Annotated in this window: 15 protein-coding genes; 5 read left to right on the forward strand and 10 right to left on the reverse strand. The window is 52.6% G+C overall.

The features are described from left to right. Positions 1–37: 37 nt before the first annotated feature. On the forward strand, positions 38–637 hold the full coding sequence (yfbR, locus tag KWG64_RS02595) for a 5'-deoxynucleotidase (protein ID WP_218520829.1): 600 nt from the start codon (positions 38–40) through the stop codon (positions 635–637). Positions 638–651: 14 nt separating this feature from the next. Here yfbR and KWG64_RS02600 read toward each other — a convergent pair whose 3' ends face one another. The 4 genes from KWG64_RS02600 to yfbV form a co-directional block, all read right to left on the reverse strand. Beyond that, a complete protein-coding gene (locus tag KWG64_RS02600) occupies positions 652–2,484 on the reverse strand; it encodes an SLC13 family permease (protein ID WP_195825130.1) in 1,833 nt (610 codons plus the stop codon). 243 nt (positions 2,485–2,727) lie between these two features. Then, positions 2,728–3,381, reverse strand: coding sequence for a sugar phosphatase (locus KWG64_RS02605; protein ID WP_218520830.1), 654 nt, complete (start codon positions 3,379–3,381; stop codon positions 2,728–2,730). Between the two features lie 27 nt (positions 3,382–3,408). After that, the gene (locus tag KWG64_RS02610) at positions 3,409–3,903 is read right to left on the reverse strand and encodes a YfbU family protein (RefSeq protein WP_165058299.1); all 495 of its coding nucleotides are present in this window, start codon (positions 3,901–3,903) and stop codon (positions 3,409–3,411) included. Positions 3,904–4,081: 178 nt separating this feature from the next. Then, complete coding sequence (gene yfbV / locus KWG64_RS02615) at positions 4,082–4,537, reverse strand: terminus macrodomain insulation protein YfbV (RefSeq protein ID WP_104921265.1); 456 nt, start codon at positions 4,535–4,537, stop codon at positions 4,082–4,084. A gap of 519 nt (positions 4,538–5,056) precedes the next feature. Between yfbV and ackA the strand changes: the two genes are divergently transcribed. Together ackA and pta are read left to right on the forward strand one after the other, a co-directional pair. Then, positions 5,057–6,259: an acetate kinase gene (gene ackA, locus KWG64_RS02620; RefSeq protein ID WP_195816370.1), complete on the forward strand. Its 1,203-nt coding sequence runs from the start codon at positions 5,057–5,059 to the stop codon at positions 6,257–6,259. A 189-nt stretch (positions 6,260–6,448) separates the two neighbouring features. Continuing rightward, the gene (gene pta, locus KWG64_RS02625) at positions 6,449–8,593 is read left to right on the forward strand and encodes a phosphate acetyltransferase (RefSeq protein WP_218520987.1); all 2,145 of its coding nucleotides are present in this window, start codon (positions 6,449–6,451) and stop codon (positions 8,591–8,593) included. Positions 8,594–8,657: 64 nt separating this feature from the next. Here pta and KWG64_RS02630 read toward each other — a convergent pair whose 3' ends face one another. From KWG64_RS02630 to KWG64_RS02650, 5 genes are all read right to left on the reverse strand, one after another. After that, positions 8,658–9,611, reverse strand: coding sequence for a transketolase family protein (locus tag KWG64_RS02630; protein WP_195825132.1), 954 nt, complete (start codon positions 9,609–9,611; stop codon positions 8,658–8,660). Next, positions 9,604–10,437, reverse strand: coding sequence for a transketolase (locus KWG64_RS02635; protein ID WP_218520831.1), 834 nt, complete (start codon positions 10,435–10,437; stop codon positions 9,604–9,606). Before KWG64_RS02635 ends, KWG64_RS02630 begins: the two co-directional genes overlap by 8 nt. 104 nt (positions 10,438–10,541) lie before the next feature. Further along, a complete protein-coding gene (locus tag KWG64_RS02640; protein ID WP_165058307.1) occupies positions 10,542–11,918 on the reverse strand; it encodes a PTS ascorbate transporter subunit IIC in 1,377 nt (458 codons plus the stop codon). Between the two features lie 50 nt (positions 11,919–11,968). Further along, positions 11,969–12,250, reverse strand: a complete 282-nt coding sequence (locus KWG64_RS02645) for a PTS sugar transporter subunit IIB (protein WP_013574575.1) — start codon at positions 12,248–12,250, stop codon at positions 11,969–11,971. 139 nt (positions 12,251–12,389) lie between these two features. Continuing rightward, positions 12,390–12,833 carry a PTS sugar transporter subunit IIA gene (locus KWG64_RS02650; protein ID WP_218520832.1) on the reverse strand — a complete coding sequence of 148 codons (444 nt, stop codon included), beginning with the start codon at positions 12,831–12,833 and terminating at the stop codon, positions 12,390–12,392. Positions 12,834–13,184: 351 nt separating this feature from the next. Between KWG64_RS02650 and KWG64_RS02655 the strand changes: the two genes are divergently transcribed. After that, positions 13,185–14,201: a LacI family DNA-binding transcriptional regulator gene (locus KWG64_RS02655; protein WP_152324381.1), complete on the forward strand. Its 1,017-nt coding sequence runs from the start codon at positions 13,185–13,187 to the stop codon at positions 14,199–14,201. Between the two features lie 38 nt (positions 14,202–14,239). On the opposite strand, the gene yfcD is transcribed toward KWG64_RS02655, so the two are convergent. Further along, a complete protein-coding gene (yfcD, locus tag KWG64_RS02660) occupies positions 14,240–14,857 on the reverse strand; it encodes an NUDIX hydrolase YfcD (protein WP_218520833.1) in 618 nt (205 codons plus the stop codon). 315 nt (positions 14,858–15,172) lie between these two features. Between yfcD and yfcG the strand changes: the two genes are divergently transcribed. Beyond that, positions 15,173–15,802: a GSH-dependent disulfide bond oxidoreductase gene (gene yfcG / locus KWG64_RS02665; protein ID WP_218520834.1), complete on the forward strand. Its 630-nt coding sequence runs from the start codon at positions 15,173–15,175 to the stop codon at positions 15,800–15,802. Positions 15,803–15,891: the final 89 nt, after the last annotated feature.

Genomic DNA, 15,891 nt, shown 5'->3' on the forward strand with positions numbered 1-15,891 from the left:
CAATGGACTCTCATTCACCGTTGTTATTGAGAGTGCTATGATTCAGAGCCATTTTTTCGCCCACCTTTCCCGTCTTAAACTGATCAGCCGCTGGCCGCTGATGCGCAACGTCCGCACCGAGAATGTGTCCGAACACAGCCTCCAGGTCGCCTTCGTGGCTCATGCCCTGGCCGTGATCAAAAACCGCAAATTTAACGGCAATCTTAGCGCCGAACGCGTCGCCCTTCTGGCGATGTATCACGACGCCAGCGAAGTGCTGACCGGCGATATGCCGACGCCCATCAAGTATTACAATCCGCAGATTGCCCATGAATACAAAAAAATCGAGAAAATTGCTCAGCAAAAACTGATCGAAATGCTGCCGAAAGAATTGCAGGAGGATTTCCGTCCGCTGATTGACGAACACTATTATACGGAAGATGAAAAACTGACGGTAAAACAGGCCGATGCCTTATGCGCGTACCTGAAATGTCTGGAAGAATTGTCCGCGGGGAATAACGAATTTACGCTGGCAAAAGCGCGTCTGGAAAAGACGCTGGCCGACAGAAAAAGCCCGGAAATGGACTACTTCATGGAAGTCTTTATCCCAAGCTTCAGTCTGTCACTGGATGAAATCAGCCTCGATTCTCCGCTCTGATCGCCTGCTGTGCGTCAGAACGGGAAAAGTACCGGCACCAGAAAAATGCTGACGACCATCACCAGCAGCGTAAAAGGCACGCCAATACGGATGAAATCGCCAAACTTGTAGTTGCCGGGCACCATCACAAGCGTATTCACCGGTGATGAAACCGGCGTCATGAACGCCGCCGAGGCCGCAATTGCGATAATCATGGTAAACGGGTAAGGCGAAACGCCCATCTGATGCGCCGCCGCAATGGCGATCGGCGCCATCAGTACGGCCGTTGCAGTATTGGAAATAAATAACCCGATACCGGCGCAGAGCACAAACAAACTCAGCAGCATCATGTACGGGCCGTATCCTCCGCTCACTTCCATCAGGCCTTTCACAATCAGCGCCACGCCGCCGGTTTTTTGCAGTGCCAGCGCGAAAGGCATCATCCCGACGATCAGTAGCAGACTCGGCCAGTGAATGGCCTTATACGCGCCTTCCATCGTGATGCAGCGGAACTTGCCCATCAGCATGCAGGCAATAATGGCCGCGATGGCATTCGGCACGTCGTCGGTAAGCATTAACGCGACCATCAGCGCCAGGCAAAACAGCGCATGGGGAGCCTGGCTGAGTGCGGGCGCGACTTCATCCACTTCTGCGGGCAGATTCAGCACAATGAAATCATGCATCTGCTGTTGTAGCTGGCGGATGAGTTTCCAGTCGCCAATCACCAGCAACATATCGCCCAGCTGTAAAACTTCATCAACCAGCTTGCCGTCGAGCGCTTCGCCCTGCCGGCGAATGCCGACCACGTTCAGGCCGTAAGTTGAGCGGAACGCCACGTCGCGCAGCGTTTTACCCAGCAGCTCGGAGTCTGGGATCAGCGACACTTCCGCCATTCCGACATCCCGTGACTGCTCGGAAAAATACTCACCGCGTAAAACCATCGGCTCAAGCATTTCATCGGTACAAAACTGGCGGACAGAAACGTCAGGATCAGCCATATCCAGCAGCAGCACATCGCGGGCACACAGCTCGGTGTTCCCGGTTGCACTGACCATCACACGACGAAATTTGCGCCAGCGTTCAATACCCACCACGTTTGCGCCATAGCGGGAACGCAGATGCAAATCGTCCAGCGTGCGGCCGACCAGCGGAGATCCGGGACGTACCGTCATCCGCCGCGCACGACCGGTCAGGTGATAATCGCGGATAAGATCACGAAAAGTACGACGCTTCCAGCGCTGTTTATCCTGTAAGGCATCATCGGAAGACAGCCAGCGGCGGGCAAGCAGCATATATCCTACGCCCATTACCAGCACGACCAGCCCCACCGGCGTCACGCCGAAGAAACCAAAACCGTCAAACCCTTCACGGAGTAATTCGCTGTTAACCACCATATTGGGTGGCGTGGCGACCAGCGTCATCATCCCGCTGATAAGCCCGGCAAAACTCAGTGGCATCATCAGGCGGGCGGGAGACGTTTTCATGCGGGCAGAAACGCTGATAACAACGGGGATGAAAATCGCCACTACGCCGGTCGAACTCATAAACGCGCCCAGCCCGGCGACGGTCAGCATCAGTAAAACCAGCATACGGGTTTCGCTGTTACCCGCGACTTTCATCAGCCAGTCGCCCACCTGATAAGCCACGCCGGTTCTGACCAGCCCGTGCCCGACAACAAACAGTGCGGCAATCAGAATCACGTTCGGGTCGCTGAATCCGGCCAGCGCTTCATTGATGGTCAGCGTTCCGCTCAGCACGAAAGCAATGATGACAAGTAACGCCACGATATCCATCCGCAGCGTATTGCGCGCGAACAACACCATGGCGATCACAAGCAGTATCACTACCCAGATTAATTCACCGGTCAAAACAAACTCCTTTTGCGTTGAGATGGCAGGCATAAACTCAGTGAATACCCCAAATAATTCAAATTGCATCAAGGCGGCAACGGAATAAATCTCGGGAGCTTACAAGAGTAAGTGACCGGGATCTGTGAAGGCGGCCAACACAGAGGCAGTTTGAAGTATGACGGGTATTAGGATGGCATAAAAAAACCCCGCTGCTGCGGGGTTTATATCAATTAAAAGGCGTTAATTGTACTTTTTATGCGCTTAGCGCAGGCTGATGGTCACGCCGTTATCGGAAGGATTAAGCAGTAAATCTTTCAGCGAGGAAAGATCGAAATCTACATCTTCGATTCCCGGTGTGTCAGACGGCGCGTTAACCGCAATCACTTTGCAACCGGCCGCAAGACCGGCCATTACGCCCGCCGCGGCATCTTCCACCACGACACAATCTTCCGGCGCCAGGCCCAGACGTTCTGCACCCAGCAGATAAGCATCCGGCTTAGGCTTGCCGTGTTTAACCTGTTCTGCGGTGATGAACACCTCCGGCTCAGGCAAATTCGCAGCTTTATGACGCGCGCTGGCCACCGGCATGGAACCCGAGGTCACAATCGCCCACGGAATGTTCATGCGGTTGAGTTCACTCAGAATAAGATGAGCGCCCGGCAGTGCCGTAACCCCTTCAGTATCAGTGGCTTCGATCTTTTCCAGTTTATCGAACTCTTCCTGAATCTTTTCTTCGCTTGCGCCTTCCATGAAATGACGTAAAGAAGTGATTGCCTGTTTGCCATGAATAAAGGCCAGAACATCCTGCGGGTTAGCCCCCCAGCTGAGTGCCCAGTTAATCCAGGAGCGTTCTACGGCGGGCAGTGAATCCACTAACGTTCCATCAAGGTCGAACAAGAAACCTTTGCACTCCACAGGCAATTCCTCTTTAGTTATCTCAATTTAGGCATTTATGATTTGCGCTATCTCGACGGCGCTCAAATGGTACTGACGAGGACAAGATTGCCAGACGGCCAGCATGCGCTGGTATTTATCCCACATTTTGGTCTGTGCGTTAAAGCCGTGCGTCCCCGCATCAAAATCAGTGTAACGTCCTTCGGTGTTCACCATAAAGCGGACATAGCTTAAATAGCGAGATTCTGTTGCAGCATCAAAACCGAGGAAATCAATACGGCGGCGATCCAAATCCTGAGTGTCTTTCAGGTTAGTCCATGAAACCTGCATCGCATGATGCATTTCCATAATGTTAATTACGGTGCGGCAGGTTTCTTCCGGCAATTCGCCAAAGTCCCTGTCCAGCTCGCGCATTTGCAAACCAAAACCACGTTCGATCACCGTTTGTAACCGGCGATAACGCTCCGCGTTATCGGGGTCCAGCATGGTCATCATTTTATATTGATTCGACAAAATCAGGCGTTGAGCGTTCGTCATTTCCATCGTGAAAATCCTCATGTCTGCATAATGAGCAAAGCATGGCATAGCGCAAAGTTCTGCGAAATCGCAAGCACACCATTCTTTGATTTGGGTCTGGATCTCATCTGAAATAATCACCGGAGGAGACGTTCCTCCGGTCAAAATGCGGTGTAAAACGATGTTAATGACGGGACGGGCAGAATTACAGATCGTCTAAAAAGGTTTTATCAAGCTGCTTGAAAGCCCGCTTGAGAACATCCGCCAGCGACTGATACGTCGGCGTGCCTTCAATCGGGGCTAATGCCTGCCCGGCTTCAACGAGTTTATTGCGCACATCGTGGAACCAGCTCATCAGCGTCGGCGGCAACGGCGTCAGGGAACGACGGCCAAGCCACCACAACCCTTGCATCGGCAGGCTACAGGCAAAAATAGCGGTCGCCACGGCCGGGCCCAGTTGTCCGCCCATGGCAATTTGCCAGCTCAGCGTGAAAACGGCCACGGCGGGCATAACGCGTACGGCAAATCGGGTGGCACTGGAAATCCGGTTCTCAGGAAATACCGGAGCCAGACGCTTATCTGACGGCCATGTCTTCATGTAGTGCTGCCCGCGCTGGAAAACCTGGAACCAGCCTACGGAGCCTGTTGGCTTACTCGTCATAGATGCACCTCAACTTCACGTATAAAATTTAAAAAATATTTGTAAAACACAAACTGGAGTTTACCACGATAAAATATATTTTGTTTTTGCTGGCACCTGTCGGTATTCTATCGCAGCCTTGCATACCTCTCAGCCGACAAGGTTAATATAAAGTTGGGGCGGAAACGCGAAATTGCAATGTTTTCTCCCTACATTAAGCATAGTGCCTTGCGTCGGGTGGTTTTGTAATTAGTTATTGTATTTTTTGTTAGTGTTTTTACTTATTAGCAACATTCTGAAGAAGCATAACAGGAACGTTTTCGTCTGCAAGACGGACGTTTCACCGTTATCCGGGAGATTAAAAAATCTGTTCCCCGCGATTCTTCAGCTTTTTCATCGTCATGCCTGTTATGGCTCTCTGGCATGATGTTAATCATAATTGTCGCCGCCATTATGCGCTACGCTTGATGTCAGACTGACGATTTATTAACCACGTGTATTGTTTTTTTTAAACAGCACCAACAATAAATAGGTACTTCCATGTCGAGTAAGCTTGTACTGGTTCTTAACTGTGGTAGTTCTTCCCTTAAGTTTGCCATCATTGATGCAGCAAACGGTGAAGAACACATTTCAGGTTTAGCCGAATGTTTCCATCTGCCAGAAGCACGCATTAAATGGAAAATGGACGGTGGCAAAGAAGAAGCCGCTTTAGGTGCGGGTGCCGCACACAGCGAAGCGCTGAAATTCATCGTTAACAATATTCTGAGCAAAAAACCTGAACTGTCTGCTGAGCTGGTAGCAATCGGCCACCGCATCGTTCATGGCGGCGAGAAGCTGACTAAATCCATGCTGATCAACGACGCGGTGATCGAAGGTATCAAAGAATCTATCCCGTTTGCACCGCTGCATAACCCGGCTCACCTGATTGGTATCGATGAAGCACTGAAATCTTTCCCTAAACTGGCTGACAAAAACGTTGCTGTCTTCGACACCGCGTTCCATCAGACCATGCCTGAAGAATCTTACCTCTACGCGCTGCCGTACAGCCTGTATAAAGATCACCACATCCGTCGTTACGGCGCACACGGCACCAGCCACTTCTATGTGACTCAGGAAGCCGCGAAAATGCTGAACAAACCAGTGGAAGAAGTGAACCTAATCACTTGCCACCTGGGTAACGGCGGCTCTGTCAGCGCAATCCGTAACGGTAAATGTGTTGATACTTCTATGGGTCTGACCCCGCTGGAAGGTCTGGTCATGGGGACCCGCAGCGGTGACATCGACCCGGCAATCATCTTCCACCTGCATGATTCTCTGGGTATGAGCGTTGATCAAATCAACAAAATGCTGACCAAAGAATCCGGCCTGCTGGGCCTGACTGAAGTCACCAGCGACTGCCGTTATGTTGAAGATAACTACGCCACCAAAGCTGACGCTAAACGTGCAATGGACGTGTTCTGCCACCGTCTGGCGAAATACATCGGTGCATATACTTCACTGATGGAAGGCCGTCTGGACGCTATCGTGTTCACCGGTGGTATCGGCGAAAACGCGGCAATGGTTCGCGAACTGTCTCTGGACAAACTGGCTCTGCTGGGCTTTGAAGTTGACCACGAGCGCAACCTGGCTGCACGCTTTGGCAAATCCGGTGCTATCAACAAAGAAGGCACCCGTACCGCTCTGGTTATCCCAACCAATGAAGAGCTGGTCATTGCACAAGACGCCGCGCGCCTGACCGCATAAAACGACCCTAAACTGCCAGCGAAAGCTGGCAGTCATTTTTCTACTATCATCAAAGGCAAACGCCGCCCGTTTGGACGCACCGCGCAGGATAATCATCGCGCTTATGCTGATCATTATCCCCTCTGCACAGACCTGCGAATGTTCTTGCCTGGCAACCGTCAAAGAGGTTTAGCCGTGTCCCGTACAATTATGTTGATCCCAACAGGCACCAGCGTAGGTCTGACCAGCGTCAGCCTGGGTGTGATCCGTGCAATGGAACAAAAAGGCGTCAGCCTGAGCATCTTCAAGCCTATCGCGCAACCGCGCACCGGCGGTGATGCACCAGATCAGACCACCACCATCATTCGTGCTAACTCCACCGTGACCGCAGCGGAACCGCTGAAAATGAGCCACGTTGAAACCTTGCTGAGTTCAAACCAGCAAGACGTGCTGATGGAAGAAATCATCGCGCGTTACCACGAAAACACCAAAGACGCTGAAGTCGTTCTGGTTGAAGGCCTGGTGCCTACGCGTAAGCACCAGTTCGCGAATGCCCTGAACTATGAAATCGCCAAAACCCTGAACGCAGAAATCGTCTTCGTTCTGGCGCTGGGTAACGATTCTCCGGCACAGCTGAAAGAGCGCATCGAACTGGCGCGCAGCAGCTTCGGCGGCAGCAAAAACAAAAACATCACCGGCGTTATCATCAACAAACTGAACGCACCGGTTGACGATCAGGGCCGTACACGTCCAGACCTGTCTGAAATCTTTGATGATTCCACCAAAGCCAGCGTTGCCAACGTTGACCCGACTCAGCTGTTCGCCAACAGCCCGCTGCCGGTTCTGGGTTGCATTCCGTGGAGCTTCGAGCTGATTGCCACCCGCGCAATCGACATGGCGAAACACCTGAATGCCCGCATCATCAACGAAGGTGATGTCAAAACCCGCCGCGTAAAATCCGTGACTTTCTGCGCACGCAGCATTCCTCATATGCTGGAGCATTTCCGTCCGGGTTCACTGCTGGTGACTTCCGCAGACCGTCCTGATGTGCTGGTTTCAGCCTGTCTGGCCGCGATGAACGGCGTTGAGATTGGCGCAATCCTGCTGACCGGCGGTTATGAAATTGATGACCGCATCAACAAGCTGTGCGAACGTGCTTTCCAGACTGGCCTGCCGGTCTTCATGGTAGACACCAACACCTGGCAGACGTCCCTGAGCCTGCAAAGCTTCAATCTGGAAGTGCCTGCGGACGACCATCAGCGCGTTGAGAAACTGCAACAATACGTGGCTTCTCACATCAACGCTGACTGGATTAACTCCCTGAGCGCGCACTCCGAGCGTTCACGTCGTCTGTCTCCTCCGGCCTTCCGTTATCAGCTGACCGAACTGGCCCGCAAAGCCGGCAAACGTATCGTTCTGCCAGAAGGCGACGAGCCACGTACCGTGAAAGCCGCAGCGCTGTGTGCTGAACGTGGTATCGCGGAATGCGTTCTGTTGGGTAACCCTGACGAGATCAAACGCGTTGCAGCCGCTCAGGGCGTAACGCTGGGTAAAGGCATCGAAATCGTTGATCCAGTTGCTGTACGTGAAGAATACGTTGCCCGTCTGGTTGAGCTGCGTAAAAGCAAAGGCATGACCGAAGTGGTTGCCCGCGAACAGCTGGAAGACAATGTGGTTCTGGGCACACTGATGCTCGAACAGGGTAACGTTGACGGCCTGGTTTCCGGTGCTGTCCACACCACCGCAAACACCATCCGTCCACCGCTACAGCTGATCAAAACTGCACCGGGCAGCTCACTGGTTTCTTCCGTGTTCTTCATGCTGTTGCCTGACCAGGTTCTGGTTTACGGTGACTGCGCGATCAACCCGGATCCAACCGCTGAACAGCTGTCAGAAATCGCAATCCAGTCTGCGGATTCCGCGGCTGCATTCGGTATCGAGCCGCGCGTTGCGATGATCTCCTACTCCACCGGCAACTCCGGTGCAGGCAGCGACGTTGAGAAAGTGCGTGAAGCGACCCGTCTGGCGCAGGAAAAACGTCCTGACCTGATCATCGATGGCCCGCTGCAATACGACGCCGCTATCATGGCTGACGTAGCGAAATCCAAAGCACCAAACTCACCGGTTGCAGGTAAAGCTACCGTGTTCATCTTCCCTGACCTGAACACCGGTAACACCACGTATAAAGCGGTTCAGCGTTCTGCGGACCTGGTCTCTATCGGGCCGATGTTGCAGGGTATGCGCAAACCGGTTAACGACCTGTCCCGTGGCGCACTGGTTGACGATATCGTCTACACCGTTGCCCTGACGGCGATTCAGTCTGCTCAGGCAGAAGCGGCGGTTCCGGCTAAATAAGCCAGCCCCTCTGAACGCAAAACGCCGGTCTTGATGACCGGCGTTTTTTTTGGCGCAAAGGAAATTACAGCAACGCTTTTGCGGCTTCCAGAATATGCTCCGCCGTCAGGCCATATTCCTGCTGTAAAAATTCCTGTGTTCCCACCTGACCGTAACGCTCTTTCACGCCGACACGGCGCATCGGTACAGGGTGATTCTCTACCAGCACTTCAGCTACCGCCGATCCCAGACCGTTATGAATACTGTGGTTCTCACAGGTCACGATTTTGCCCGTTTTCGCGGCGTACTTAATGATGATGTCTTTATCGATAGGTTTGAGTGTAAACATGTCGATCACCGCGGCGCTGACACCTTCGCGCTCCAGCATTTCTGCCGCCTTCAGCGCTTCCGCCACCATAATACCGTTGGCAATCAGCGTTACATCGCTGCCGTCGCGCAGCAGATTCGCCTTACCAATGGTGAATGTGGAACCTTCCTTGTAAACCTGCGTGGCCTGTTTGCGGATAGTCCGCACCCAGTAAAAACCTTTCAGATCCATCAGCTGCAACAGGATATTGCGGAACATCACCGCGTCGGTCACTTCCATCACCACCGAGCTTGCCAGCCCGCGCACAATGCCCATATCTTCAAAAGACATATGCGTGCCGCCGTTGTGACAGGCGCTGACGCCCGCATCCGAGGCGATGATTTTGACGTTATTCTTCTGGTAATCCAGCGACATAAACAGCTGGTCGAAACAGCGGCGGCTGGCAAAAGCGGTAAACGTATGCACAAACGGCACGCGTCCGGTCAGCGATAAACCGGCCGCCACGCCAATCACGTTGGCTTCCATGATGCCGCAGTTAATCACGTGTTCCGGGTGGTCTTTATGCACGCCGTCCATTGCCATCGAGCTCATCAGATCCGCTTCCAGCGCGATAATCGGCGTGTTCTCGACAATCTTCTCGCGCACGGTATTGGCATAGACTTTGCGCATCTCAACCGCATCTTTCTGCAATTCCAGCGTGACTTCAAACATGGGCGGCCTCCAGCTTAGCAATAGCGTTTTCAATTTCCAGTTTTACATCAGGCGTTAAGCGCAGGTGATGGGAGTTCGCCAGTTGTTCGAGATACTTCACGCCCTGCCCTTTTATGCTGTCGAGGATCACCACCAGCGGACGCTGTTCTGCATGGCGAACCGGCGTAACGGCTTCACTGATAGCCTCCACGTCATCACCTTTAATGGTCTGAACATCAAATCCAAATGCACTGAATTTTCCTGCCAGATCAAACGGCTTAATCACTTCGTCCAGCGTGCCGTCGAGTTGCTGTTTGTTGTAATCGATGAACAGCGTCAGGTTGTGCAGATTGTGGTGAGCAATAAACTGGAAGGCTTCCCAGCACTGCCCTTCATTGAGTTCGCCATCGCCAAGGATGCAGAAAACGCGGTTGGAACGGCCTGCCAGTTTATGGGACAGCGCCATGCCCGCCGCGATGGAAACGCCCTGCCCGAGTGATCCGGTTGTGGCATCCACACCCGTGGTGCGCAGACGATCCGGATGGCTCGGCAAACGGGTGCCGTTTTGGTTCAGCGTTTGCAACTCACTGACCGGGAAATAACCTTTCAGCGCCAGCGTGGCGTACAAAGCCGGGCCCGCGTGGCCTTTGGAAAGCACGAAATAATCGCGCTCCTGCCAGTCCGGTTTGTTCGGGTCGATACGCATCACATCACCGTACAAAACAGCCAGCGTTTCCACCACTGACATACTGCCGCCGTAGTGCCCGAACCCCAGACCGGTCAGCATTTTCAGCGTCTCGATGCGGATATGGCGGGCCAGTTCACGAACCTCCTGGACATCTTTCATCTTGATGGGTCCTTATTTTAGTGAGCACTTATCCTGGCCTGTTATTGCTAACAGGCAGGACAGTGTTTCCCGGATGGATTTAAGAAACGTATTGATGCAGGGAATTACTTCTCAGTGACTTCTTTATCAGCCACCGGTTTTTTGCCGAGATAGTTCCAGGCAACCAGTACCGCGAAGATGCCGACAATCAGCGCCATGATGCCTTCCTTCGACATGAAGCGGGCCAGATTACCCAGCAGAATGCCGATAACACCGAAGTCCGCATCAGAGAAGGTCGCGTTGGCAAAGCCCAGCGCGCCAAGCACCGGTAACAGCAGAACAGGCAGGAAAGTAATCAGCACGCCGTTGGCAAATGCACCGACCATCGCGCCGCGGCGACCACCGGTTGCGTTACCGAACACGCCCGCCGTTGCACCGGTGAAGAAGTGCGGTACGACGCCCGGCAGGATCAGCACCAGATGCATCTGGCCTAACAGGAACAGACCGACCAGACCGCCGAGGAAGCTGAACAGAAAACCAATCAGCACGGCGTTCGGGGCGTACGGATACACAACCGGGCAATCCAGCGCCGGGCGGGCATTCGGGACCAGTTTTTCGGAGAAGCCGACGAACGCAGGAACGATTTCCGCCAGAATCAGACGCACACCTTGCAGGATGATGAACACACCAGCCGCAAAGGTAATCGCCATGATGATGGAGTACACCAGATAGTTCTGGCCTGCGCTGTAGGTTTGCTCGACGAAAATCTGCCCGGCAAATACCGCCATAATCAAGTAAATGATGATCATGGTCAGCGAGATGGAAATTGAGCTGTCGCGCAGGAAACTGAGATTTTTAGGCAGGTTCATTTCTTCGGTTGAGCGTGAACCCTTCCCGACTTTGCTGCCGATCCAGCCCGATAACACATAACCGATGGTGCCGAAATGGCCGAATGCCACATCGTCGCTGCCGGTGATTTTGCGCATATAACGCTGCGCCAGTGCCGGGAAGAACGCCATGATCAGACCCAGCGTCAGGGAACCGGTGAAGACCAGTGCAACCCCTTCAAAACCGGCAACGGTCAGGATAACGCTGATCATACAGGCCATGTAAAACGTGTGATGTCCGGTCAGAAACACATATTTCAGACGGGTAAAGCGCGCCACAACCAGGTTTGCCACCATACCGAACGCCATAATTAAGGCCGTCGGCGCACCAAACTTCTCAAGTGCGATGGAAACAATGGCTTCGTTGTTTGGAATAATACCCTGGATATTAAAAGCGTGTTCAAACATGCCGCCGAGTGGATTTAATGCGCCCACTAATACGGTGGCACCGCCGGCCAATACTAAAAAGCCCAGTATTGTTTTAACGGTTCCCTTGACGACATCTGAAAAGTTTTTCTTTTGCGCAACCAGGCCAATTAATGCAATAAGCCCGACCAGCACAGAAGGCACTTTTAATATATCAACCACAAACTTGAGCGTTTCCTGGATAAACATATCCACCTCGTTTGTCTATTCGTTTTATTTGTAGGGTTATTCAGTGCCGGTCAGGACACTGGGTGTTTTTCAAAATGCGCAATCAGTTTGGTTTCAAGTTCATTAATATCAATAATATTCGTAATGACCACGAGCTGGTTTTCCGGAATACTGGCGCTGGCGGCAATGTCCTTCGCCATGACAAACAGATCCGCTTCACCCGGGATAGCGGATGACAGATCGGAGTGCTGAACATCGGCCTGGATGTTTAATTTCTTCAGGACTTTCTTGATATTCATTTCAACCATAAAGCTGCTGCCTAAGCCGGAACCGCAAATCGCCATAATCTTCATAAATTCACCTGATTTTTATCTGTTTTGAAAGGCGTAGGGTACACGTATCCGCTACGCAGGATAATGCATATGAAAAACACTATTTTTCTGAGAATGAAATCGTCAGCCTGATAATAAGTGAAACAACACTTAACCTAAATTAATAACGAGCGATGACTTCCTGTATTTCATCTATGGCTTTGGCCCGGAATATTTTCTGCATATCTTCTTCGCTGGAGAACAATTCCGCCAGTTCGGAAATAAGCTCAATATGACTGTGCTTATCGGGTGCAGATAACATCACGACTGTATACACCGGGTCGTTATCTTCCGAATTAAACTTCACTCCGTGCGGTAATGTCAGTAAAGACAATCCTAATCCGTTAGCGCCCTCTTCCGGCCTGGCATGTGGCATCGCAATGCCGGGTGCCAGAACAAAATACGGTCCCAGTTTTTCACGCTGTGCAAAAATTGCCGTCAGATAGTCGGGGGTAATCGTCCCCTCTTTCAACAACGGTTCAGCGCTCACTTCCACGGCCTCACGCCAGTCAGTGATATCTGTTCTGATCTGAATCCTCTCAGAAGTCAGCCAATCATTCAGCATAGTTATGGCTCCGGTTTATATTTTTAAGATGGCGGATCGAATTTCCCCCAGACACCACCAGCGATCCAGACTCTACTTCAGCGGTAGCGTTAACATCTGTGATACAACTCACAAAGATAGCGCTACCAAACTTCTATCATTGAGATCTGTGATAGCGCTATCAAAAATAGTCCCGTCGCGGAACCATCAGCCCGCTGGCCGCACAAATAACGGTATACTTTGTCTGGAAATTGCCGATAATTTACCGAATTCTGCCGTGGTTCCTGTTCGATACCGGTCCTGCTGCGGCCTGTTTTTTTCGCTATGCCTGCGGGTATAATTTGTGCGCAAGATGCGCAGTCAGGATCGTGAATGTCCATTAACAAAAAAAGACGCAGTACCGGAAGAGTGACGCTGGCCGATGTCGCGCAGCTTGCGGGCGTGGGAAGCATGACCGTTTCCCGCGCGCTGCGAACGCCGGAACAGGTCTCCGATAAGCTGCGGGAAAAGATTGAAGAAGCGGTCAGTCAGCTGGGATATCTGCCCAATCAGGCCGCCAGTTCGCTGGCCTCCGCGTCCTCCAATACTATTGCGATGATTGTGCCAAGCCTTTCTGAATCCGGTTGCGCCGAGATGTTCGCCGGTCTGCAAAAAGTACTTCAACCCGCCGGATATCAGATCATGCTCGCCGAGTCTCAGCACCGGATCGAGCGTGAGGAAAAGCTGCTGGAAACCCTGCTCTCTTATAATCTGGCGGCCGCCATTTTGCTGTCGGTCGAACACTCCGCCAACGTGCGCCAGTGGCTGGATAATCTGACCATTCCGGTTCTTGAAATTGGTGCGCTGACCGACTCCCCGATAGACATGAACATTGGGATTGATTACGTCGAAGCCATGTTCCAGCTCACGCAAACCGTGGTGGCAAAGGGGTATCAGAACATCGGCATGCTGTGTGCCAATCAGGAACAATGGATTTTCCAGCAACACCTGCAAGGCTGGCGTAAGGCTATGCTCAAGGCGCACATGTCGCCGCACCGCGTGATTAACGCCGCCGAACCGGCCTGCTTCTCAACCGGCGCACAACAGTTGCCGGAATTCCTGCTCGCCTGGCCGGAAATTGACGCACTGGTGTGTGTTTCCGACGATCTGGCCTGCGGCGCACTGTACGAATGTCAGCGCCGTCGCATCAAAGTGCCGGACGATCTGGCCGTTGTCGGATTTGGTAACGCAGATGTGAGCAAAGTCTGCCAGCCGCCGCTGACCACGATTGCCATTCCGCACAAAGAAATTGGGATACGCGCCGCGCAGGCACTGCTGGCGAGGATTAATGACGAAGAGTGGGAAGAAGTGACGATCGCATCGTCATTGTGTAAGCGGGACAGTTGCTGAAAAAGCGGCGGACGACTCAACATCGCCCGCCGGCGGCCTTACTCTCCGTCACCTTCAGAGTGCGCGCTGTCTTCATCCTGCACGCTTTCCGGGGCTAACGCAGACGGTTCGCGCGTCAGCGGTTTACCGTGTTCTTTTTCGTTGTTACGCGTCATCCACAGGGACAATGCCTTCAGGGAGTCCGGCGTGAATTCATCGCAACGTGCCGTGATTTCTTCCGGCGTCATCCAGCGAACGGCATCAATCTCTTCTTCCTGCAAAGCAAACGGCCCGTGTGAGACGCAGCTGAACAGCGCGCCCCAGACGCGGCACTTATTCTCTTCTTCGAAGTAGAACTGCCCGTGCTCAGCAAACGGAACACCGGCGATGCCCAGCTCTTCTTCCGCTTCACGGCGTGCAGAATCAAGGATATTTTCACCGCTTTGCACCACGCCACCGGCAGTGGCATCCAGCCAGCCCGGGTAGAAGTCTTTGGTTTCAGTCCGGCGCTGAACCAAAATATTGCCCATGCCGTCATGAACCACAATATAGCTGGCACGGTGACGCAGGACCTGAGCGCGCATTTGTTGTCGGCTGGCCTGGGCAATGACCTCGTTTTCTTCGTTGACGATATCTACCCATTCATCCGTACTGATGTTTTGCTCTTGTTCTGACATCCGATGAACCTTCTCTTTTAAGCGCTGGTCTGTGCGCAATAAGTCTGTGCGCAGTGATTTTGCAACACGTCGATAATGTTCGGAGATTCTATCTGGGTCTGCGGGGTTGCTTCAATAGCTATGGATGCATTGGTGCAAGCTAAAAGCTAAGTTATCGCGCAAAGTTCGCCATCAGACAACTCTGACATAGACTCCTATTTACCCACGTTATGTTACCCTATTAATTCTGATAATAAGCTTGTGATTAGCAGTAACACATAGGCGCATTTCGCCCCGCAAATCGCCAAGAGTGATTAAAACAACGCAGGAGGCAATATGATTGATCTTTATTACGCACCAACACCAAATGGCCATAAAATTTCTCTTTTTCTTGAAGAGAGTGGCCTGCAATACCGGCTCCACCGCATTGATATCAGCGCCGGAGACCAGTTCAAACCTGAATTCCTCGCCATATCCCCGAACAACAAAATCCCGGCCATTGTCGACAGCCAGCCTGTTGACGGCGGCGCGCCCGTCAGCGTTTTTGAATCCGGCGCCATTTTGCAGTATCTGGCAGAAAAAACCGGGAAATTCCTGAGCAAAGAGCTGCGCGAGCGCACATCCACGCTGGAATGGCTCTACTGGCAAGTGGCCGGATTTGGTCCGATGCTTGGTCAGAACCATCACTTCACGCATTACGCCCCGCAGCCGGTGCCTTACGCCATCGAACGTTTCCTTCAGGAAACCCGGCGTCTGTACGGCGTTCTGAACCGCCAGCTGGAAAAAAACGCCTATATCGCCGGTGACCATTACAGCATTGCGGATATCGCCACGTATCCGTGGGTAGTGGCGCACGAGCGTCAGCGCATTGATTTGGCTGAATACCCGGCCGTCCGCAACTGGTTCGAACGTGTTAAAGCGCGCCCGGCCACCCAAAAAGCCTACGCGCTGGCCTCTGTGCAATAAGCCCTCCCGCCTCCGGTATCTGCCGGAGGCTTTCTGATTTCCGCTGAATAAATAATTCCTAATTGTGCTCCATATCGCGCGTTAATGGT

The organism is Rahnella sp. PD12R, assembly GCF_019200965.1.
Classification (GTDB): Bacteria; Pseudomonadota; Gammaproteobacteria; order Enterobacterales; family Enterobacteriaceae; genus Rahnella; species Rahnella laticis.